At 39.4% G+C, this 21,593-nt stretch carries 19 protein-coding genes; all 19 read left to right on the top strand.

Going from position 1 to position 21,593, the window contains the following annotated elements; genetic code table 11:
- Positions 1-184 precede the first annotated feature (184 nt).
- Positions 185-1,453: a M16 family metallopeptidase gene (locus tag AC1TO5_RS01315; protein WP_482060981.1), complete on the top strand. Its 1,269-nt coding sequence runs from the start codon at positions 185-187 to the stop codon at positions 1,451-1,453.
- The gene (gene dut, locus AC1TO5_RS01310; RefSeq protein ID WP_482060980.1) at positions 1,434-1,877 is read left to right on the top strand and encodes a dUTP diphosphatase; all 444 of its coding nucleotides are present in this window, start codon (positions 1,434-1,436) and stop codon (positions 1,875-1,877) included. Before AC1TO5_RS01315 ends, dut begins: the two co-directional genes overlap by 20 nt.
- Before the next feature lie 338 nt (positions 1,878-2,215).
- Positions 2,216-3,115: a dipicolinate synthase subunit DpsA gene (gene dpsA, locus AC1TO5_RS01305; RefSeq protein WP_482060979.1), complete on the top strand. Its 900-nt coding sequence runs from the start codon at positions 2,216-2,218 to the stop codon at positions 3,113-3,115.
- A complete protein-coding gene (locus AC1TO5_RS01300) occupies positions 3,112-3,699 on the top strand; it encodes a dipicolinate synthase subunit B (RefSeq protein WP_482060978.1) in 588 nt (195 codons plus the stop codon). The genes dpsA and AC1TO5_RS01300 overlap by 4 nt, the downstream gene beginning before the upstream one ends.
- A 36-nt stretch (positions 3,700-3,735) precedes the next feature.
- Positions 3,736-4,770 (top strand): aspartate-semialdehyde dehydrogenase, encoded by a 1,035-nt coding sequence (locus AC1TO5_RS01295; RefSeq protein WP_482060977.1) that lies wholly within the window; start codon positions 3,736-3,738, stop codon positions 4,768-4,770.
- A 52-nt stretch (positions 4,771-4,822) separates the two neighbouring features.
- Positions 4,823-6,037, top strand: coding sequence for an aspartate kinase (dapG, locus tag AC1TO5_RS01290; protein ID WP_482060976.1), 1,215 nt, complete (start codon positions 4,823-4,825; stop codon positions 6,035-6,037).
- 86 nt (positions 6,038-6,123) lie between these two features.
- On the top strand, positions 6,124-7,017 hold the full coding sequence (gene dapA, locus AC1TO5_RS01285; protein ID WP_482060975.1) for a 4-hydroxy-tetrahydrodipicolinate synthase: 894 nt from the start codon (positions 6,124-6,126) through the stop codon (positions 7,015-7,017).
- A 262-nt stretch (positions 7,018-7,279) separates the two neighbouring features.
- Entirely contained in the window at positions 7,280-8,959 is a 1,680-nt protein-coding gene (locus AC1TO5_RS01280; RefSeq protein WP_482060974.1) for a ribonuclease J, read from the top strand.
- 226 nt (positions 8,960-9,185) lie between these two features.
- Positions 9,186-10,610 carry a CAP domain-containing protein gene (locus tag AC1TO5_RS01275; protein ID WP_482060973.1) on the top strand — a complete coding sequence of 475 codons (1,425 nt, stop codon included), beginning with the start codon at positions 9,186-9,188 and terminating at the stop codon, positions 10,608-10,610.
- A gap of 297 nt (positions 10,611-10,907) precedes the next feature.
- Positions 10,908-11,654 (top strand): ClpP family protease, encoded by a 747-nt coding sequence (locus AC1TO5_RS01270; RefSeq protein ID WP_482061796.1) that lies wholly within the window; start codon positions 10,908-10,910, stop codon positions 11,652-11,654.
- A 124-nt stretch (positions 11,655-11,778) separates the two neighbouring features.
- The gene (locus AC1TO5_RS01265) at positions 11,779-11,985 is read left to right on the top strand and encodes a YlzJ-like family protein (RefSeq protein ID WP_482060972.1); all 207 of its coding nucleotides are present in this window, start codon (positions 11,779-11,781) and stop codon (positions 11,983-11,985) included.
- Positions 11,986-12,433: 448 nt separating this feature from the next.
- Entirely contained in the window at positions 12,434-15,118 is a 2,685-nt protein-coding gene (locus tag AC1TO5_RS01260) for a DNA translocase FtsK (protein WP_482060971.1), read from the top strand.
- 102 nt (positions 15,119-15,220) lie between these two features.
- Complete coding sequence (gene sleB, locus AC1TO5_RS01255) at positions 15,221-15,994, top strand: spore cortex-lytic enzyme (protein ID WP_482060970.1); 774 nt, start codon at positions 15,221-15,223, stop codon at positions 15,992-15,994.
- A 110-nt stretch (positions 15,995-16,104) separates the two neighbouring features.
- Positions 16,105-17,376, top strand: coding sequence for an EF-P 5-aminopentanol modification-associated protein YfmF (gene yfmF / locus AC1TO5_RS01250; RefSeq protein WP_482060969.1), 1,272 nt, complete (start codon positions 16,105-16,107; stop codon positions 17,374-17,376).
- Positions 17,377-17,378: 2 nt separating this feature from the next.
- A complete protein-coding gene (gene yfmH, locus AC1TO5_RS01245; RefSeq protein WP_482060968.1) occupies positions 17,379-18,665 on the top strand; it encodes an EF-P 5-aminopentanol modification-associated protein YfmH in 1,287 nt (428 codons plus the stop codon).
- Between the two features lie 20 nt (positions 18,666-18,685).
- Positions 18,686-19,414, top strand: a complete 729-nt coding sequence (gene ymfI, locus AC1TO5_RS01240; RefSeq protein WP_482060967.1) for an elongation factor P 5-aminopentanone reductase — start codon at positions 18,686-18,688, stop codon at positions 19,412-19,414.
- 106 nt (positions 19,415-19,520) lie between these two features.
- Positions 19,521-19,772, top strand: a complete 252-nt coding sequence (locus tag AC1TO5_RS01235; RefSeq protein WP_482060966.1) for a DUF3243 family protein — start codon at positions 19,521-19,523, stop codon at positions 19,770-19,772.
- A 152-nt stretch (positions 19,773-19,924) separates the two neighbouring features.
- On the top strand, positions 19,925-20,692 hold the full coding sequence (locus tag AC1TO5_RS01230) for a DUF3388 domain-containing protein (protein WP_482060965.1): 768 nt from the start codon (positions 19,925-19,927) through the stop codon (positions 20,690-20,692).
- A gap of 20 nt (positions 20,693-20,712) precedes the next feature.
- Positions 20,713-21,576: a helix-turn-helix domain-containing protein gene (locus tag AC1TO5_RS01225; RefSeq protein WP_482060964.1), complete on the top strand. Its 864-nt coding sequence runs from the start codon at positions 20,713-20,715 to the stop codon at positions 21,574-21,576.
- The last annotated feature ends 17 nt before the right edge of the window (positions 21,577-21,593 follow it).

Raw genomic sequence — 21,593 nt, 5'->3', positions numbered from 1 at the left:
ACTTTTCGTTACTGGAAAGTCAATCAAGAAGATACGAAAAGTTGGATAATGCTTACGAAGTAACTTTTCGTTACTGGTAAGTCAATCAAGAAGATACGAAAAGTTTTAGTTCATGCTTTCGAAGTGACTTTTCGTTACTAGAAAGTCAATCAAGAAGATACGAAAAGTTTTAGGAGGTTGCTTGGTGGAAAAGTTCAAGCTTAGCAACGGCATGCGTGTCGTTGTCGAAAAAATTCCTACGGTTAGATCCGTCTCAATTGGTATTTGGGTAAAAAATGGTTCGCGTAATGAGACAGAACTTAATAACGGAATTTCACATTTTATCGAACATATGATGTTCAAAGGTACGGAGCAAAGAAGTGCGCGCGATATTGCTGATTTATTCGACGGAATTGGTGGTAACGTAAATGCATTCACTTCACGAGAATATACTTGCTATTTCGCTAAAGTTTTGGATCAGCATCTACCGTTAGCTGTAGACGCGCTTTCAGATATGTTCTTCCATTCGCAAATGGATGAAGAAGAACTTGCGAAGGAACGTAATGTTATTTTAGAAGAAATATCAATGTATGAGGATACGCCGGACGATCGTGTTCACGATGAAGCTGCTAAAGCTGCATACGGCAATGATCCATTAGCTTATTCTATACTTGGAACACAGCAAACATTAGCAAGTATGAACTCGCAAACATTGCGAGACTTTATGAAGGAACGTTATGCGATTGACAATATTGTCCTTAGTGTAGCGGGTAATGTAGAGGAAAAAGCGTTACTGGATTTATTAGAAACATATTTCGGTCATTATCAAAATAATGAGCCGTTAACAGATAGCATCGTCGTTCCTCAATTTATTGGTGAATACTCGTTCTTCCAAAAGAAAACAGAACAGAATCATATTTGTATGTCATTCCCTGGCTGTGCATTAGGTGACCCATTGCAAAATGCAATGATCCTGCTTAATAACGCATTAGGCGGCGGCATGAGTTCAAGATTGTTCCAAGTTATTCGTGAGGAAAAAGGATTAGCATACTCTGTATATTCCTATCATAGTTCTGCTGCTGATTCTGGTTTATTCACGATCTATGCAGGTACAGCGCCGAAGCAAACAAAGGATGTTCTTGATCTTACGATGGAACTGATGCACGAGGTAGGTCAAAAGGGATTAACTGATGCAGAGGTTGCCAGAGGAAAAGAACAATTGAAAGGTTCATTAATTTTGAATCTTGAAAGTACAAGCAGTCGTATGAATCGTAATGGTAAACATGAGCTGATGCAGGGTAAGCATAATTCATTAGATACTTTACTGACTCACATTGATAATATTACAATGGACGAGATTAGAGAAGTAACAAAGATTATGTTGTCAACTCCGTTTGCGGTGTCGATGGTAGGTACTGATGATAAAGCAATTGCGAAACTTAGGAGGGATCAGCTTGTTTCAAGTGTTATTTAAACGACTAGAAGGTAATGAAGATTTGCTTATTCCAAAACGGATGACAGAAGGCTCGGCAGGTTTTGACCTGCAAGCTGCAGTAGCGGAGCCAGTTGTTCTAGCTCCAGGTGAGCGCCAACTTATTCCGACCGGCTTTGCGATGGCGATGCCCATTGAGTTAGAAGCACAAATTCGTCCACGCAGTGGACTAGCTTATAAGCATGGTATTACATGCCTTAATTCACCTGGTACGATCGATGCCGACTACCGCGGTGAGGTTAAAGTATTATTGATCAATCATGGTCAAGCTCCGTTCACAATTGAACGTGGCGAACGCATCGCGCAGATGCTATTCCAAGTTGTCCCTAACGTAACGATCATTGAAGCGGACGAGCTTCCTGATACATTGCGTGGAGCTGGCGGTTTCGGACATACTGGTGTCTAAATTATTAATCGGACTTATAATGTAAAGCTTTCTAAGCATCTCTATGCTACTTAACTAGTAGCGTGGAGATGCTTTTTTTGGTTTTAATGGAATATTGTGACGTTAGGTGGCTGGAATTTCACTTTTATATGATTAGGGGAATTGTGTAAGCTTCGCTCCGAAATTAAGCTCTTAATCACTAGTTTTCGGGTAGGAATGGTACGTAAACGTGATAATAAAGTCTTTGGTGTCCGCTTAAATTATAAAACCCTAGAAAACGATCGGGCATGGATAATCACCCATTAGCGAGTCGAAGCATACAATAACTTATATTTTTGAGCCAGAAAGGAGTGTGCCTGATGTTAACAGGCGTAAAAGTACTTCTACTTGGCGGCGATGCTAGGCAACTTGAAGTGATTCATAAGCTTTGTGAACTGAATGCTCAAGTTACCATTTGTGGATTTGATCAGAAGAAAGAACTACATCCACGTGCAGTTGCTGTAGAATTAGATATTAGATCGTTCGAGGATCTTGATGCATTAATCCTGCCAGCAGTTGGTACGGATGATGATGGCTTTATTCATACTGTTTTCAGTAGTGAGAACTTGCAGCTAACGAAGGAGTATTTGCTAGCGTTACCTAATCATTGCACCATTTATACTGGAATAGCCAAAAGCTACTTGAAACAATTATGTAATGATAGTAATTACCGGCTAGTAGAGTTGTTTGAACGTGATGATGTAGCTATATATAACTCTATTCCTACAGCTGAAGGTGCTCTAATGATGGCGATTCAGCATACGGATATTACGATTCATCGATCGAACTCGATGGTGTTAGGATTTGGTCGGACTGGGGTCACAATGGCAAGAACATTACAAGCATTAGGGTCAAATGTTTATTTGGGTGTAAGGCGTTCTGAGCAATATGCAAGAGCGTATGAAATGGGCTTCAATCCTTTTTATACAAAGGATCTTGAGCAGTTTGTAGGTAATATTGACTTGCTTTTTAACACAATTCCGACTATGATAATCACAGCGCAAATAATCGAAAAACTACAAAAAAGTACGGTTATTATTGATCTCGCGACTAAGCCAGGTGGAACGGATTTCCACTTTGCAGAAGAACGAGGCCTGAAAGCTATACTTGCACCAGGCTTGCCTGGCATCGTAGCCCCCAGAACTGCAGGTTTACTACTAGCAGATTGCTTAAGTCAATTGATTCACACGGAATTGACGATGCGGAGGGATTTACGATGAATTGGGATGGATTAACAGTAGGTTATGCTTTATCTGGTTCACATTGTACATTAGAAGAAATAATGCCTCAAATACAGCGATTTATCGATGCTGGTGCTAACGTAATACCGATTGTTTCCAATACATTGCTAACAACGGATACACGTTTTGGTACAGCGGAGAAGTGGCGCAGTGAATTGATCCGGATTACCGGTAATGAGATTATTTCAACGATTGTGCAAGCAGAGCCACTGGGACCATCGAAAAAAATCGATGTGCTAACTATTGCACCATGCACAGGTAATACGACAAGTCGCTTAGCGAACGCGATTACGGATAGTGCAGTGCTTATGGCAGCAAAGTCGCAAATGCGTAACGGTCGTCCAATCGTCATTGCTGTCTCTACTAACGATGGTCTAGGATTGAATGCCGCAAACATAGCGAAGCTGTTAGTTACGAAAAATATTTATTTTGTGCCGTTCGGTCAAGATGATCCTATTAATAAACCTAATTCATTAGTTGCTAGAATGGATCTGGTTATGGAAGCTTGTGAGTCAGCCTTACAAGGTAAGCAATTACAACCAATGCTAATCGAACGGCATTAATATATTAGCCACAGTATAGAGGGGAGAAGACATCATATGTCAAACCAAAAATTGTATAATTTAGCAGTAGTCGGAGCAACGGGAGCAGTAGGGGAACAAATTATTAAGTTGTTAGAGACAAGAGACTTCCCTATCAATGAAATCAAATTTCTATCTTCAGCTCGTTCGGCTGGTAAGAAACTAACGTTTAAAGGTCATGAATATGTTATTGAAGAGGCAACACCAGATAGCTTTGATGGTGTAGAAATCGCTTTGTTCAGTGCTGGTGGCGATGTATCTAGAGTATTAGCTCCAGAAGCTGCAAAACGCGGCGTTGTTTGTATCGATAATACGAGTGCATTCCGTATGGACCCAAATACGCCACTTGTTGTTCCTGAGGTTAATCCTGAACAAATTAAGGCGCATAATGGTATTATTGCTAATCCAAACTGTTCTACAACGCAAATGGTTGTAGCATTGAAACCATTACACGATCGCTATAGCATTAAACGCGTTATTGTGTCTACTTACCAAGCCGTTTCAGGTGCTGGTGTTAGCGCAATTAAAGAAACGCTTCGTCAAACAAAAGCAGTGCTTGACCAAGTGGAAGTTAATCCAGACGTATTGCCAGTAGGCGGACTACCAGTTAAGCATCAAATTGCTTTTAATGCGATTCCGCAAATTGATAAATTCACTGACAATGGTTACACCTATGAAGAAATGAAAATGACGAATGAAACGAAAAAAATTATGGGCGACGAGTCAATTGAAGTATCTGCTACTTGCGTTCGTGTCCCGGTAATTTACGGACATTCTGAGTCTGTTTATGTAGAATTCAACAATGAATTTGATGTTGAAGAAGTGAAATCATTACTTGCTAATGCTCCAGGCATTACATTAGTAGATGATCCAACGAATCAACTATACCCACTTGCTACAGATTCAGCTGGTAAACCAGATGTATTTGTAGGTCGCATTAGACGCGATATTACAGGTGAAAAAGGTCTTAATATGTGGATTGTTTCTGATAATCTACTAAAAGGTGCTGCATGGAATGCAGTACAAATTGCTGAGTATATTGCAAAAGGTTAAGCTATCTCTCTCAACATCTTAGTCAGGCTTGATGTATTTCGGAGGCGAAGCTATGCGAATATTAGTTCAAAAATTCGGCGGCACTTCATTAGCGACAACAAAAGCAACTGAACGTGTGATTCATCATATCAAGCGCGAACGAGACAACGGCTATGCCGTTGTCATCGTTGTATCTGCGATAGGTAGACGTGGTGAACCATATGCAACTGACACCTTATTAGAATTGTTAGGCGCTCATCAGGGCGGCGTAGACGCGCGTGAGAAGGATTTGTTAATAAGTTGTGGCGAAGTTATTTCTGCCACGCTGTTAGCCGCTCAAGTGCGTGCTGCGGGTATCCCAGCAATTGTATATACTGCGGCAGAAGCGGGAATAGAGACGGATGAACAATTTGGCTCTGCGAAAATCACTTCGATCAAACCGGAGAAAATAATCCAAGCATTGATGCAAAGTAAAGTGGTAGTTGTAACTGGGTTTCAAGGTAGAACTCGTAACAGTGATGTTACGACATTAGGAAGAGGTGGCAGTGATACGACGGCAACGGCACTTGGTGCAGCGCTACATGCCGAGTCCGTTGATATATATACCGATGTTAATGGTGTATTAACTGCTGATCCTAGAGTTGTTACTGATGCGAAACCAATCGCTACATTGAGCTACGCTGAAATTTGTCATATGGCAAGAGAAGGCGCTAAAGTTGTTCATCCTCGTGCTGTTGAAATTGCGCAACAAGCTCGTATACCCGTCCGTGTTCGTTCTACTTTTTCCGATGAAGAAGGTACTCTTGTGAAAGATGCAGCATGGGAACATAATGAACATGCCGTTCTTGATCGGCATGTAACAGGAATTGCCCACGTAGCAGGAATTACGCAGCTTACTGTCCATAGTTCAGATGCGGATCATCGTGCTCCGCAATTATTGTTTCAGACACTAGCTCACCATGGCATTAGTGTGGATTTTATTAATGTAACGCTAAATGGTGCAGTTTTTACTGTTCATTCCGAGCAGGCAAATGAGGCAAAACAATTGCTTGAAGCTCAAGAATTAGTAGTGAAGCTTGAATCAAGCTGTGCGAAAATTTCAATTATTGGCGGCGGCATGAATGGGCAGCCTGGTGTGATGGCTAATATTATTACAGCATTATCAGATCATGATGTTCCTATTCTGCAATCAGCAGACTCTAATGCGGCAATATGGGTATTAGTGAAGGAGCAGCATATGGTAAAGGGAATTATCGCATTACATTCAACGTTTGACCTGAATCGTTAAACGTTTTACAAAAACAAAGTATTTTATTTTACAAATAAATAGATTGATAAATAAAAATATTACTGAAATGGTAGGAGGAGTTTCGGATGGAGTTCGGAAGATTGATTACCGCAATGGTAACCCCTTTCGATGCAGAAGGTAATATTGATTGGGCAATTGCTGAACAGCTTATCGAACATTTAATTGTTGATCAGCAAAATGATAGCATTGTTATTGCCGGGACTACTGGGGAGTCACCAACCTTATCAGAAGAAGAAAAATTACAATTGTTTACGTTTGCTGTTCAGAAATCTGCAGGTAGAGCACGTATTATTGCAGGAACAGGCAGTAATAATACAAAATCTTCAATTAACTTATCACAGCGCGCGCAGCAATGCGGAGTTGATGGCTTATTGCTTGTTGTACCTTATTACAATAAACCAAGCCAAGAAGGTCTATATTTGCATTTCAAAGCGATTGCAGAAAGTACTACGCTTCCGGTATTTTTATATAATGTTGAAGGCCGCACGGGCACTAATTTGTCTGTTGATACGACACTTAGACTAGCGCAAATTACTAATGTAGTTGCAACAAAGGATTGTGCTAATCTTGACCAACTTACTGCAATTATTAGTAGTGCACCTGAAGGCTTCAGAGTGTACACAGGTGATGATAGTGTGACGTTACCGGCGCTTGCAGTAGGAGCATATGGGGTTATCAGCGTTTCTGCTCATATCATAGGACAAGAAATGAGAACAATGATTCAATCATATTTGGCTGGTGATGTAACAACAGCGGCTAAGTATCATGGTGAATTATTACCATTCTTCAAAGGCATGTTTGCCTGTCCACATCCGATGTCTAATCCAGTTCCAGTGAAATATGCGCTAGAAGCAATCGGTATTGCTGTAGGCTCAGTTCGTTTGCCTTTAGCACCGATTACAGATTCTGAGGCTGAATTCGTACGAAATTTGAAACAAATTAAAAATATAATTTCGTAATAGAAAACCTGCGGAAGCCGTTGCGAAATAGGCATCGGCTTTTGTTGTTACTACATATATTTTGAAAACAAAGCGAAAATATTGCCTTTGACTTGTGTAATCGCTTTTTAATCATGTATAATGGAATTAAGTGAATGGGTGCGGCAATTAAATATTGAATTTGAACATTCCGTCAGAGCGGCATCTGACGTTTTTTGTTAATAGATTGTTTGAGTAGAACAAAAATTAAATAAGGTATAACCTTTAGGAGGTATAGATTCACTTGTCTAAAAAGAATAACCAAGATAAGTTGCTGGTCTTTGCATTAGGCGGAGTCGGCGAAATCGGTAAAAATATGTATGTCGTTCAATATAACGACGATATTGTAGTTGTAGATGCAGGCTTGAAATTCCCTGAGGAGGACATGCTTGGAATTGACATCGTCATTCCAGATGTGGGCTATCTCGTTGAAAACAAAGATAAAGTGCGCGGAATCATCATTACTCACGGACATGAAGATCATATCGGCGGCTTATCCTATGTATTGAAAAGCTTAAATGTTCCTGTGTATGCTACTAAGCTAACATTAGGATTAATCGAAGTAAAATTGAAAGAAGCAGGCATACTAGGAGATACGAAACGTATTCTTATTAGTGCCGATAGTGAAATCCAACTGGGAACAATTACTGCAAGCTTCTTCAAAACGAATCATAGTATTCCAGATTCTGTCGGTGTATGTTTAGATACACCAGAAGGTACAATTGTTCATACAGGTGATTTCAAATTCGATCATACACCTGTTAATGATCAATTTGCAGACTTGCAGCGTATTGCAGCAATCGGTAGCAAAGGTGTATTAGCACTTCTATCTGATTCGACAAATGCTGAACGTCCAGGATATACACCATCTGAAAGTAATGTTGGTAATGAACTTGAAGATATTTTCCGTAAATCAACGCAGCGTGTTGTTGTAGCTACATTTGCTTCAAATGTACATCGTATTCAGCAAGTAATTAATGCTTCGATTGCAACACGCCGCAAAATTGCAGTCGTAGGACGTAGTATGGTCAATGTCGTTACGATTGCTAGTGAACTTGGCTACTTGAATATTCCAGAAGGAATGATTATTGAGCCAGAAGAAGTTAATCGTATGACAGCTGATCGTGTCGTTATTTTATGTACGGGTAGTCAAGGCGAACCAATGTCCGCACTTACTCGTATGGCACGTTCAACACATCGTAAAGTAGATATATTGCCTGGTGATACGGTGATCATTGCCGCGACGCCTATCCCTGGTAATGAACGCTATGTAGGTAGAACAGTAGATGAGTTGTTCCGTCTTGGAGCACATGTGATCTACGGACCAGGATCAGTATCTGGTGTTCACGTATCTGGTCATGGTAGTCAAGAAGAATTAAAACTTATGCTTAACCTTGTTAAGCCTAAATACTTTATTCCTATTCACGGTGAATATCGTATGCTTCGTCTTCATGCTGGTCTAGGTGAAGAGGTTGGTATTGCTCCAGAAAATATTTTTGTACTAGACAATGGTGACACTGTTGAGTTCCAAGGTGGTCAAGCCGCTCGTGGACCTAAAGTTCAAGCAGGTCGTGTACTAATCGACGGACTAGGAGTTGGCGACGTAGGTAATATTGTACTACGTGATCGTAAGCTGCTTTCCCAAGATGGTATTCTCGTTGTTGTTGTAACACTTAGCAAGGCTGATGGCACGATTCTATCTGGCCCAGATATTATTTCTCGTGGTTTTGTCTACGTTCGTGAGTCCGAAGGACTTCTTGACGAAGCAAACCGTATCGTAACTTCTACACTTACTAAACTAATGAACGATAAAGTTAATGAGTGGGCTTCATTGAAAACAAATGTGAAAGACTCTCTAGGTAGATTCCTATACGAACAAACTCGTCGTCGCCCGATGATTTTACCAATTATTATGGAAGTATAATTTTATATTCCATTCACCTAAATTAACTAGCTAATATTACTCATATGTGAGTAGGTATTAGCTAGTTTTTTTTATGTCTTTAGCCCCAATTGTTCATTATTGAATTGAATATCTACTTGTATTGCATATAATAGAGTATGGACAGGGAGTATTATCCAATCAATAAAACGATAAGAGTAGACCTGTTAGTTTATTGACTCAAAACTATTACAATCGAGGTGGAGACATGGAGACAATGAGGGGAAATAAACTGCTTAATATTTTTGTTGCAGTAATTGTTTTATTCTGTACTGTTATTCCAGTAAGTGCTCAATATGTGAATGCAGCAACGACAAGTAAAAACGGTGTTATTTTTAAGGATGTCGCTAATAGTCATTGGGCGATGGAAGCTATTCATTGGGGCTACAAAGAAGGTATTGTTAAAGGCGATGCTAATGGTAACTTTAATCCTAATGATAATGTTACCGAACCAGAATTTCTAGCGATGGTTATGCGTTCATATAATAACGATTTCGTGGTTCGTAAAGCAGAGTCAGGCGAAAAATGGTATATTCCCTACTTTGATCTTGCTACCGATAATTTTTGGCACTTTAGTGGACAAAACTCGGTTTATCAAAGAAGTCAAGTAGCCAATATTGTTTATTCAATGCTGCAAGGTAGTTATGAAAGTGATGTAGTATCTATTCAGTTTTTATTAGACACCAAGTTATCAACAGGTAAAGTCAGTGCTACTATTGAAGGATACGCGCCATATGAGAATTTGAATAGAGCGGAAGCGATCGTCTTTATTAAACGCTTGAAGCAGCAATATCCTTCTGTGAAACAATATATTGGCAAAAGTGTAAGCTATTCTACCGGTTTGCGTGATGTAGTTCTCGGTGATACGGAGGCAGCGTTAGTTAGTAAGCTAGGTAAGCCCAATCGTAAAGACGCTTCTGAATTTAATTTTACATGGTACATTTATAATAAAGATTATAATAGCTTTGCAATGTATGGTATTTCTAATGAAAATAAAGTTGTTGCACTATATTCGAATGCTAGAAATGTATGGGGACAACAAAATGATATATTAGTAGGTTCTAGCTACACTAGTTTAAACAAATATATCGGCAAGGAAGTTACATTAAACCTATTTAGTTATTATCAATCTAAACAAGATGGAATCATAACAAATTATTACGTAGATAAGTTTTCCGATAATGCTGTAGATGGAATCTTGCAATATGATGCAACATACAGCGGGAAAGGTACAGCTGGACAAGAACAAATCGATTCAAGTTATGAACAGCAAATTCTAGATTTCACTAATGTTTTCCGTAACAAACATAATCTTGAAAATATGTTATCTTGGAATGAGAAAGCAGCGAAGGCAGCGTATTTGCATAGTAAAGATATGTATACGCACAAATATCTTGATCATATTAATAAAGCAGGATTAGATCCACAAGCTCGGATGAAGGCGGCGGGACTAACTAATTTTGGCGGTGGTGAAAATATCGCTTACGGCTATGAAAATGGATTTGCTGTTTATGTAGGCTGGATTAATTCATTGGGACATCGAGAAAATATGCTGTATCCCGAATATAAGGAGCTTGGAGTAGGTGCTTATAAAACCTATTACACGCAAGATTTTGTACTGCCCTATAACTAGTAATAGGTCATAGTTTTCTGAAATGAGAGATAAGAGTAAGGTACCCATAGACTGGACACTTTGAAAATGGTGTTTCGGCTATGGGTATTTTTTGTTATTAAGTAGTTTTCGGATAAGTTGAGCATAATACTCCATACTAATCATATAAATAATAAAGTTAATCTCTCGAAGTGACTTTTTGTCTACAGGAGAAGTTATTACACGAAGCTACAAAAAGTTAGTCTATGCTTTCGAAGTGACTTTTTGTCTACATGAGAAGTTATTACACGAAGCTACAAAAAGTTTAGGAGGCATATGATGGATTCTTATCCGAATTTGACTGGTGATCAATTACCTAATGAACCGAATAAGTCAGAAGAAACAAGGTCAACAGTCGATCAAACCTTGCAGGCTATACAACAATTAGGGGTGGCCAGCGTACCGAGCACTCAAGAAAGTAATATTCATTGTATAACGATTATCGGGCAGATTGAAGGTCATATGATCTTACCACCACAAAATAAAACGACGAAGTATGAGCATATTATTCCTCAGCTCGTTGCTGCTGAGCAAAATAGTAAAATTGAAGGTTTGCTTATTATTCTTAATACAGTAGGTGGAGATGTTGAGGCAGGTCTTGCTATTGCAGAGATGATCAGCACAATGTCTAAGCCAAAGGTTACGCTTGTATTAGGCGGTGGACATTCTATAGGAGTTCCAATAGCTGTTTCTGGTGATGTAAGCTTTATTGCTGAGACAGCTACGATGACGATTCATCCGATTCGGATGAATGGACTAGTTATTGGTGTGCCACAGTCATTTGAATATTTGGACAAGATGCAGGAAAGAGTAACTCGCTTCGTTATCGCACATTCGCGAATTACGGAAGAAACGTTCAAAGGACTAATGTTTAAAACCGGGGAGCTAGCAAGAGATATTGGTACTACCGTCATTGGTGCGGATGCAGTAAGTCACGGTCTTATTGATAAAGTGGGTGGAATAGGGGATGCTCTACAACAACTACGTAATCTAATTAACGATCATAAGGATATGCTTCCGAAGTGACTTCTTGTCACTAAGAAGCGACATATGAAGCTCAAAAAGTTATCGTATGCTTCCGAAGTGATTTTTTATTCGCAGAGAGTAATTCCAGAATGTATCATAAAAAATTTTAGGAGGACCAAGTGTAATGTTATATTCCGTTGTACCTGTTGAATACGTTTATGGGGAACAAAAGCGTGACGATCATTGTCAAGATTATGTGTATCAAGGGATGTTAATGGAGGTTAAGCCGTTAGTATCAGGCAACGCTATGATCGTTCGTCTAATTAATCCACCGCTGGATTGTTACTTAGACGAGAACTACGCGCCAGGCAGCATCATCCCTTATAGGTAACTTCAAAAAGCGGGCTTTGATAACGATGGGGATGCTGACGTAGGTTATTCGACGTCGAATATGAAGCGAACTTGGAAAGTACGGTTCGCATGTACCAATAACGTACATTTGCGCTTCCGCCTTTCTCAAGTAGCGCTCCATCTTCTCGGCTTTCGAAAGCCCGCTTTTTGAACTTCTATTTGAAGTTATTTCAAAAGATTGAAGTTCGAAAGATTAAAGTTCAAAGGATTAAAGTTCAAAGGATTTTAGTTCAAAACAACATATTCGACGTCGAATATGGACGAACTTTTAGTTATAGGATAAACCTTTTAAAGACTGAGAATGGATGGCTCAGTCTTTTTTGCGTGCGAAAATTGCTGATAATTAGAATATCTTATTAAGCTTCTCCCTCTTTGCTCGTAGATCACAATATTTTCATGTGATATAATGGAAGTCGGAGGGGAGCTTATTGGCCAAAAGACGTAAAAAGAAGAGATCGTTTGGATCTCAATTGAAATATGAAGTATATGGTATTCTTATTATTACAATATCGATGATTGCTCTCTCAGGGGAAGCGACTGTTGGTCAAGCTCTATCGAAATTGTTCGGTGTTATTCTAGGGAAATTTTACTTTGCACTTGCGATTGCAGGTATCGTCGTTGGATTAACCGTTATGATTAAGCGTGCATGGCCGAGTGGATGGAGTACAAGAAAAACTGGTCTAATTATAGCGATATTAGCACTAACGTTAAGCAGTTCGATCTCTCATATTAATGCAAGGTATATGGGCCTTGATAATAGTTCAATTACTGGATCGGTTATTATGAAAACGTTGGATAAGGAGATTCGTTCTCAGTTATTTGATACACAATTGTCTCAAGATAGTTCCATTCGTGATCTCTCGATCAGTGGTGGCTATGTAGGGGCGATTCAATATTCGCTATTATTTATGCTATTTGGCTATTATGGTGCTTTAATTGTTAATATTGTAATGTATCTCATCTCGATATTGTTAATAACCGGTAAATCATATGTGGAGATGCTTCGTTTCCTGAAAGTGAAGTTATCTCGTCTTATTAAATTAGTCGTTGCGAAGGTCGGTATCATTCAAGCTAGACGGAAAGCTTTGGCAAAAGTCAGCAAAGATGTTCATTACATTGATGATGATGAAGATCATGAAGATGTACAAGTTGAGATTACAAAGCCTAAGCGTAAATCTTATTTCTTCCAATGGAATCATGATCGTACAGAGGAACCAGATGATGAATGGGAGTTGAATCATCAAGAATCACTTGCCGCTAATGATCATGTCCTTGAGCATTATGAAGAGATTGTCGAAGAGCAAACTGAGGTTGTTGCGCAGCATTCACAGCTACCGTTTAACGATAGAGCTGACCAAGATTCTTTGGAGCAGCATCAGGAGCAACTGTTACAACATGAGGATACGGAATGGCAATTAACAGAGCAGACGGAGCCGCCAGTTCTTAATGGAGACCATTCTCAAGCTGAAGTAGGCTCAGCGATATTAGACGAATCTGAAGAGCAAGCTGAGCAAGATGAACCATTACATACGATCAACAGCAATGAACATAATGAAAATAGTGATAGTAATGTCAGCAATGAAAGCAATGATGATTACGATTATCCTGAGGGACAAGCCGTCACTTCAGATGTATTCATAACGGAGCATAACAATGGAGATGAAGCGGGGAAAATCGAGGCCAATGTACAGCCTACTGCGATTCCATACCAGATGCCACCATTCACAATACTTAATAAACCAGTTAATACACAAAAGGGATCAGACGGGGTAGAAATGTATGACTCGCGTCGTAAGCTAGAAGCTACATTAGAGAGCTTTGGTGTGCGTGCGAAGGTATTAGATGTCGTGAGAGGTCCAGCGGTCACAAGATACGAAGTTCAGCCCGCTACTGGTGTGAAGGTTAGTCGCATTGTTGGCTTAACAGATGATATCGCACTTGCTTTGGCAGCTAAAGATGTCAGAATGGAAGCTCCAATTCCGGGTAAGTCTGCGATTGGAATTGAAGTACCTAATGGCGAGGTTTCTGTCGTTACGATGCGTGAAGTAATGGAAACTCCAGTATTTATGAATGCGGCATCGAAATTGTCGATTGCATTCGGTCGTGATATTTCTGGACAAAGTATTGTCGGTAATTTAGCGAAAATGCCGCATTTACTCGTTGCTGGTGCAACGGGCTCTGGTAAATCAGTTTGTATTAACGGGATTATTGCAAGTATTTTGTACAAAGCGAATCCTGATGAAGTGAAATTTCTTATGATTGACCCGAAAATGGTTGAATTAAATATGTACAATGGTATACCACATCTGCTTGCTCCTGTAGTGACCAATCCAAAGCGTGCTTCACTTGCGTTAAAGAAAATCGTAGTGGAAATGGAAAAACGGTATGAGCTATTCTCGAAATCTGGTACACGTAATATCGAAGGATATAATCAACTTGTAAAGGATGATCCTACGTTATTTTTACCGTATATCGTCGTTATTGTCGATGAATTGGCTGATTTGATGATGGTTGCTTCCAATGATGTCGAGGATGCCATTGCTAGGCTTGCGCAAATGGCTCGTGCAGCAGGTATTCACTTAATTATTGCAACGCAGAGACCTTCTGTAGATGTTATTACTGGTGTTATTAAAGCGAATATTCCATCAAGAATAGCTTTTGGGGTATCATCGCAAGTAGATTCACGTACCATTCTTGACGTTGCGGGTGCTGAGAAGTTACTCGGCCGTGGCGATATGCTCTTCTTGCCAATGGGTATGAACAAACCGATTCGTGTACAAGGTGCATTTTTGTCAGATGAAGAGGTTGAAGCGCTTGTTGCTTATGTAAGTAGTCAAGGGGAAGTTAAATATAATGAAGATATCGTACCAGAGCTTGACGATGAATTAAATGATTATGATGAAGTATATGATGATTTATTCGATGATGCTGCCAAAATTGTAATAGAGAGTGGACAGGCGTCAGTCTCGTTGTTACAGCGGCGTATGCGAATTGGTTACACACGTGCCGCTAGAATCATTGATCAGCTAGAAGGAAAGTCAATTATTGGTCCATATGAAGGCAGTAAGCCGCGTATTGTGCTCGTTTCTATTGAGCAATGGAATGCTAAATAATAGGAAAATGTTAAATGTGTATATTAATCAACTCCTTTTCTCATACTATGTGCAGGTCAACAATGACTATTGATTACGCAGTAGGAGAAAGGCGCAATTAACATGAGATTACGTAAACTAACTGTATTTGTTATTGTAGTAATGCTTTTTTCGACTCTTTACATGTATAACAAGTTTACGGATGAGAGTACTGTACCGACTTTCAGTTCTGCAACATTGAAGGTCGGATCATACGGCTCGGATGTAAGTGAGCTACAAGGTCGATTGAAGTATTTGGGTTACTTTAACGGTGAAGTTGATGGAGCATTCGGGTCACAGACGAAAAGTGCTGTAACATGGTTTCAATGGGAATTCGGTCTAACATCTGATGGAGTTGTTGGCAAAAGTACGAAGCAAAAACTCGTCAAAGCAACAGCGAAATGGAATGCATCTATGACTACCAGACCAGAATCAGGATCAGGTTCAAGTAATAGTGATAATTCTAATTCAAACAGTACAGGGCAATCAAATTTATTGGGATTATCAGAGAATGATATACAGTTGATGGCGAATGCTGTATATGGTGAAGCTCGAGGAGAGTCTTACGAGGGTCAAGTTGCAGTAGCCGCTGTTATTTTGAATCGTGTAAAGCATCCGGATTTTCCTGATACGGTTTATGGCGTCATTTTTGAACCGAGAGCATTTACCGCAGTAGCTGATGGTCAGATCTATCTTACGCCTAATGAAAATGCAAAGAAAGCTGTTAGGGAGGCCATTAATGGCTGGGACCCTACATATGGTTGTATTTATTATTTTAACCCTGATACTGCAACTTCAGCTTGGATTTGGACTAGACAGCAGATTATGACGATCGGGAAACATATTTTTTGTAAATAATTATGGGAAAAAAGAAGCAATCATTCAGAGCTTGTCTGGTGGTTGCTTCTTCCATTTCGCATAAGTTAGAATAATAAGGAAGGCTACTATAGAAAGGAGCCATAATAATTATGAATTTTCAAAAAGGAACAGTGCAAAGTTTCAATGTGCATGTATTGCCAACCAATCGATTCAAAACGTTTACGATTACGTTATTTGCAGGTACACCATTGCAGGAAGAGACGGTAACGTCAACTGCACTTATTCCATATGTATTACGTAGAGGAACGGCTATTAAGCCAGAAACGATTGCGCTACGGGAGCAGTTAGATGAATTGTATGGTGCGGGCTTTGGTTTCAATATTACGAAGCGTGGCAACACACAATTTGTACAATTTCGGATGGATGTCATTAATGACCGCTTTGTGAAGAGCGAGGTTTCTTTATTGTCGGAAGCGATCAAATATATCGGTCAAATGGTTACACAGCCATTAATCGAAAATGGTGAATTCCGTCCAGCTTATGTAGAGGCAGAAAAACAGACATTACAAAAGCAATTGGAATCGGTCATTAACGATAAAATTCGCTATGCATCTGAACGTTGTATGGAGGAAATGTGTGCGAATGAACCATATCGTCTTAATGCAGCCGGTCGTCTAGAAGATTTGCCGCAGGTCGATGCACTAACATTATATGAGCGTTATCAGCAGTGGTTATCTGAAGCACAACTTGATTTGTATGTCGTAGGTGATACTACGCTTGAGGAAGTGATGGGCTATATTGAGCAAAGCTTCGTATTGCCAGAGCGTTCACCGAAGCCGTATGAGCGTGCTGATGTTGTTCACAGTGTAGATGCCGTGAAAACAATAGTTGAACAGCTAGATGTGAATCAAGGAAAGTTGAATCTCGGACTTCGCATGAACACTGGCTATGCATCATCTAATTATGCAGCGGCATTAGTATACAATGGAATATTCGGTGGCTACCCTCATTCTAAATTATTTGTTAATGTGCGTGAGAAGGAAAGCTTGGCTTACTATTGCGCTTCCCGATTAGATGGACATAAAGGCATCCTGTCGATTCAATCAGGTATTGAATTTGCCAATTATGAGAAAGCATTGAATATTATTGAGCAGCAATTAGCGGAGATGAGAGCTGGTAACATTACAGATGTTGAATTGTCGCAGACGATTGCGATGCTTTCAAATTCACTACGTGAAATGTTTGATAATGCGAATGAGATGCTTGGCTTTGACTTTAATAATCGCTATGCTAATACGAACCGGACCATTGATCAATTGTTAACGGAAGTGCAAGCGATCTCGATTAGTGATGTGCAAGCTGTTGCGCAGCAAGTTGAACTGGATACGATCTACTTCTTAAGAGATCGTCAGGGGGTGTAGGAATGGATATATTACAATACGATGCAGTTGAGGAAACATTATACCGTGAAATACTTCCTAATGGATTAGAAGTCATTGTACTGCCTAAGCCGGGCTTTCAGAAAACGTATGCGACCTTTGCTACGAAATATGGTTCGATTGATAACCATTTCTCAGTTGGCAGCGAGCCGCCACTTAAAGTGCCAGACGGCATCGCTCATTTCCTTGAACATAAAATGTTCGAAGAACCAGAAGGGGATGTATTTGCGACCTTTGCTAAACAAGGGGCTTCCGCAAATGCCTTTACATCATTCGATAGAACGGTTTATTTGTTCTCAGCGACAGAGCAAATTAATGAGAATTTAACGACATTAATTGATTTCGTACAAAATCCTTATTTTACAGAGCAAAATGTAGATAAAGAAAAAGGAATTATTGAACAGGAAATTAATATGTATAGTGATAACGCGGATTGGCGTGTCTATTACGGACTATTTGAAGCGTTGTATCAAACACATCCGATTGCGATAGATATTGCTGGAACGGTCGAATCCATCTACAAAATCGATAAAGATACATTATATCGTTGCTATAACACATTTTACCATCCGTCTAATATGCTATTATTTATTGTCGGTGGGGTGGATGCGGAGCAAATGATGGAATTAGTTCGATCTAATCAAGCAAGTAAAAGCTTCACGCCTATTGAACCGATTAATCGCTTCTTTGAGCCCGAGCCAGGTCCAATCAAAGAGCGTAAAAAAATTATTCAATTGCCCGTTTCATTACCAAAAGTAATGTTAGGCTTCAAAGAACCTCAAGTGACATTATCAGGTGAAGAGCTTGTGAAGCAAGAAGTAGTTAGTAAAGTAATGCTTGATGTACTTTTTGGTAGCAGTTCAGCATTTTACCAACGATTGTATGATCAACAGCTGATCTATGATTCGTTCGGTTTTGAATATAACTGCTCCGAACAATATGCATTTTCGGTCATTGGCGGAGACACACCGAAGCCAGATATACTAATCGAAGAAATTTCACAATATGTGAAAGAAACATTGAAAACAGGTATCAATGAACAGAACTTCAATCGAATTAAACGGAAAAAAATCGGTAGCTATTTAAGAATGCTCAATTCCCCTGAAGCAATTGCTAGTGAATTTACTAAATTCCGCTTCCGTAATTGTGATATGTTTAATGTGCTTAAATATTATGAGGAATGCACGTTAGCTGACGTTAATCAACGTTTAGTTGATCATTTTGACTTTGATCAATTGGCTGTTTCAATCGTGGAATCTCCTAAGGCTTAATGAATCGAGCATTTCAAGAAATGACAGTGATGATAACCGGGGGAAGCCGTGGTATTGGCGCCGCTATTGCGAAGCGCTTTGCTAAGGAAGGTTATCAGATCGTTATCCATTATCTTAATTCACATGAACAAGCCAATGAAACAGCACGTGAATGTATGGCGCTCGGAGCAAAAGTTGTCACGATAGCAGCTGATCTTAGCTCCAAAGAGCAGTTGCAACGCATGAAAGAGAAGTTAGACAGCATGAATGTCTTGCCCGATATTATTGTCAATAATGGCGGTATATCTCATTATGGAATGTTAATGGATGTAACGGAGGAGCAATGGGATTACGTCATGAATGTGAATTTGAAAGGGATGTTTCTTTGTACGCAGCTCTTCATGCCACATATGATTGCTAATAAATACGGTCGCGTTATTAATGTTTCTTCTGTATGGGGGATGACGGGTGCAGCTTGTGAAGTGCTATACTCCACAACAAAAGGTGGCATGAATGCCTTTACTAAAGCATTAGCGAAAGAGCTTGCACCTTCGGGAATTACGGTTAATGCGGTTGCACCTGGAGTAGTAGAGACTGACATGATGAAGGATTTCAATATCGAGGAAAAAGAAGCATTGGAGCAAGAAATACCGATTGGTCGTTTTGGATCGACCGATGAAATTGCTTCCCTTGTATATTTCCTTTCCTTACCTGAATCTTCTTATATTACAGGCCAAATTATTAGCCCTAACGGTGGCTGGTTAACGTAACTGTTTATAACTTCCTATGTTGACATTGTTTGATCAGCATACTTATTGTGCAATTACACACAATAATACAGCTAGAGAACAATCAATGAATTTAGGAGGCGATTGAATGTCATCAGTACTTGATCAGTTTGAGTCTTGGAAAGATTTTTTGAAGGATCGCGTAGCACAAGGTAAAACTTTAGGATTGTCTGAAGAAACGATTTCTAATCTTGCTTATGAGATTGGTTCATTTCTCGATGAACGTGTCGATCCCAAAAATGATGAACAAGCGGTGCTGAAGCAATTATGGGATGTCGGTGACGAATCTGATCGTCATTCTATCGCCAAATTGATGGTCAAATTAGCAGAAAAATCCTAACGTTAACTTCACAGTTAAGATTTGCGAAAAGCCTCCCCAATTGGAGGCTTTTCTGTGATGTTGTAATAAAGTTTGCAGGAAAGTGTTGAATTTTGTAGAATAAATAATAGGTTGTAAATATTTTTTCTTATAGGTATAGGGTGGTGACAGTTTTGGAACACAAACAATGGTATATGGAGTATACAATACATAAGAACAGACCAGGTTTACTCGGTGATATTGCTTCTTTGTTAGGGATGCTCGAAGTGAATATTTTAACAATTAACGGTGTAGATCATCATACTCGAGGCTTACTTCTACAAACAGACGATGAGGAAAAAATCGAGCTTTTGGGTAAGCTATTAACGAAGGTCGATGACATCACTGTTAATAAATTAAGAGCTCCAACCATTGTTGACATTTTGGCAGTTCGTCATGGGCGATATATTGAACGAGATTCAGATGATCGCAAAACATTTAGATTTACTCGCAATGAGTTAGGTTTATTAGTTGATTTTCTAGGAGAAGTATTCAAGCGAGATGGAAATTATGTCATCGGATTACGCGGTATGCCTCGAGTGGGGAAGACAGAATCAATTATTGCAGGAAGTGTTTGCTCTAATAAACGATGGACGTTTGTGTCCTCTACACTATTAAGGCAAACGGTGCGCAGCCAACTTTCGGAACAAGAAATGGACCCTAACAATATATTTATTATTGATGGGATCGTCTCGACCATTCGATCTAATGAACGTCATTATTCTTTAATTCAGGAAATTATGTCATTGCCATCCACGAAAGTGATTGAGCATCCAGACATTTTTATACGGGAATCCAATTACGATTATAGTCATTTCGATATTATTGTTGAATTAAGAAGTACTCCAGATGAAGAAATAACGTATGAAACATTTACTACACATTATACAGAAGAATATTAATTTTGAAGGGAGGATAACATGTGTCTGAATTAGGTGAAGTATTAAAAAAGGCTAGATTAGAAAAGGGATTGTCGCTTGATGATTTACAAGATGTAACCAAAATCAGAAAGCGTTATTTAGAAGCATTAGAATCAGGAGATTATAATGTATTACCCGGAAAGTTCTATATTCGCGCATTTATTAAAAATTATGCTGATGTCGTTGAATTAGATGCCGAGGAAGTATTAAAATATTATCACGATGAAGTGCCTACGACAGATGAGGTTGTTAATGAACCGATCCCTGCACGTAAGCCGAAGAGAATGCGTTCTGCCTCATCGGAAAAGTTCGGAAAAATCGGATTTACAGCGTTGATGTGGTGTTTTCTTGGATTAATTGTTTTCGTCATTTGGTATTATGCTTTTAATAAGGAAAGTGAACCTGCCGATAATAACAATCTTAAGGGGATTACCGAAGATTCTGATATTGCTAAAATTACACCGACACCAACTATAGTGCCTACGTTAACACCAACGCCTATTCCTACTGTTGAACCAGTAACGATATCGTTTGTTGAAAAAGTTGGTAAAGATGATGTGTTTAAGATCAGTCCTATGAAAGACGCATACTCCTTACAACTAGTCGCATCCGGTGGTGCTAGCTGGATCGAAATATATGAAGGCGGAAAAAATGGAACGCGAATTCATTACGCTACAATGGCAGATGGAGACACCGTTAACTATAATGTTTCCAAAGATGTTTATATCGTAATGCGTTATGCGAGCTATATTGAAGCGACGATGGATGACGTCTTGATCGAAGATGGCGATGGGAACAGTGGAAATACACGCATACTATTAAAATTAGACACAGCTGCTGTAGAAAATACGACGACAGCTCAGTAGCTGTCGTCTTGCTTGAT

This window comes from Paenibacillus sp. Y930, assembly GCF_056786375.1.
This window is presented reverse-complemented; position numbering and strand designations above follow the sequence as displayed.

What these genes read in the sequence shown, in the direction of transcription:
- AC1TO5_RS01235 (WP_482060966.1), top strand. Translation starts at nt 19,521, where the DNA reads ATGTCATCAGTACTTGATCAGTTTGAGTCTTGGAAAGATTTTTTGAAG.
- yfmF (WP_482060969.1), top strand. Translation starts at nt 16,105, where the DNA reads ATGAATTTTCAAAAAGGAACAGTGCAAAGTTTCAATGTGCATGTATTG.
- AC1TO5_RS01295 (WP_482060977.1), top strand. Translation starts at nt 3,736, where the DNA reads ATGTCAAACCAAAAATTGTATAATTTAGCAGTAGTCGGAGCAACGGGA.
- sleB (WP_482060970.1), top strand. Translation starts at nt 15,221, where the DNA reads ATGAGATTACGTAAACTAACTGTATTTGTTATTGTAGTAATGCTTTTT.
- yfmH (WP_482060968.1), top strand. Translation starts at nt 17,379, where the DNA reads ATGGATATATTACAATACGATGCAGTTGAGGAAACATTATACCGTGAA.
- dapA (WP_482060975.1), top strand. Translation starts at nt 6,124, where the DNA reads ATGGAGTTCGGAAGATTGATTACCGCAATGGTAACCCCTTTCGATGCA.
- dapG (WP_482060976.1), top strand. Translation starts at nt 4,823, where the DNA reads ATGCGAATATTAGTTCAAAAATTCGGCGGCACTTCATTAGCGACAACA.
- AC1TO5_RS01265 (WP_482060972.1), top strand. Translation starts at nt 11,779, where the DNA reads ATGTTATATTCCGTTGTACCTGTTGAATACGTTTATGGGGAACAAAAG.
- AC1TO5_RS01300 (WP_482060978.1), top strand. Translation starts at nt 3,112, where the DNA reads ATGAATTGGGATGGATTAACAGTAGGTTATGCTTTATCTGGTTCACAT.
- dpsA (WP_482060979.1), top strand. Translation starts at nt 2,216, where the DNA reads ATGTTAACAGGCGTAAAAGTACTTCTACTTGGCGGCGATGCTAGGCAA.
- AC1TO5_RS01275 (WP_482060973.1), top strand. Translation starts at nt 9,186, where the DNA reads ATGGAGACAATGAGGGGAAATAAACTGCTTAATATTTTTGTTGCAGTA.
- AC1TO5_RS01270 (WP_482061796.1), top strand. Translation starts at nt 10,908, where the DNA reads ATGGATTCTTATCCGAATTTGACTGGTGATCAATTACCTAATGAACCG.
- ymfI (WP_482060967.1), top strand. Translation starts at nt 18,686, where the DNA reads ATGACAGTGATGATAACCGGGGGAAGCCGTGGTATTGGCGCCGCTATT.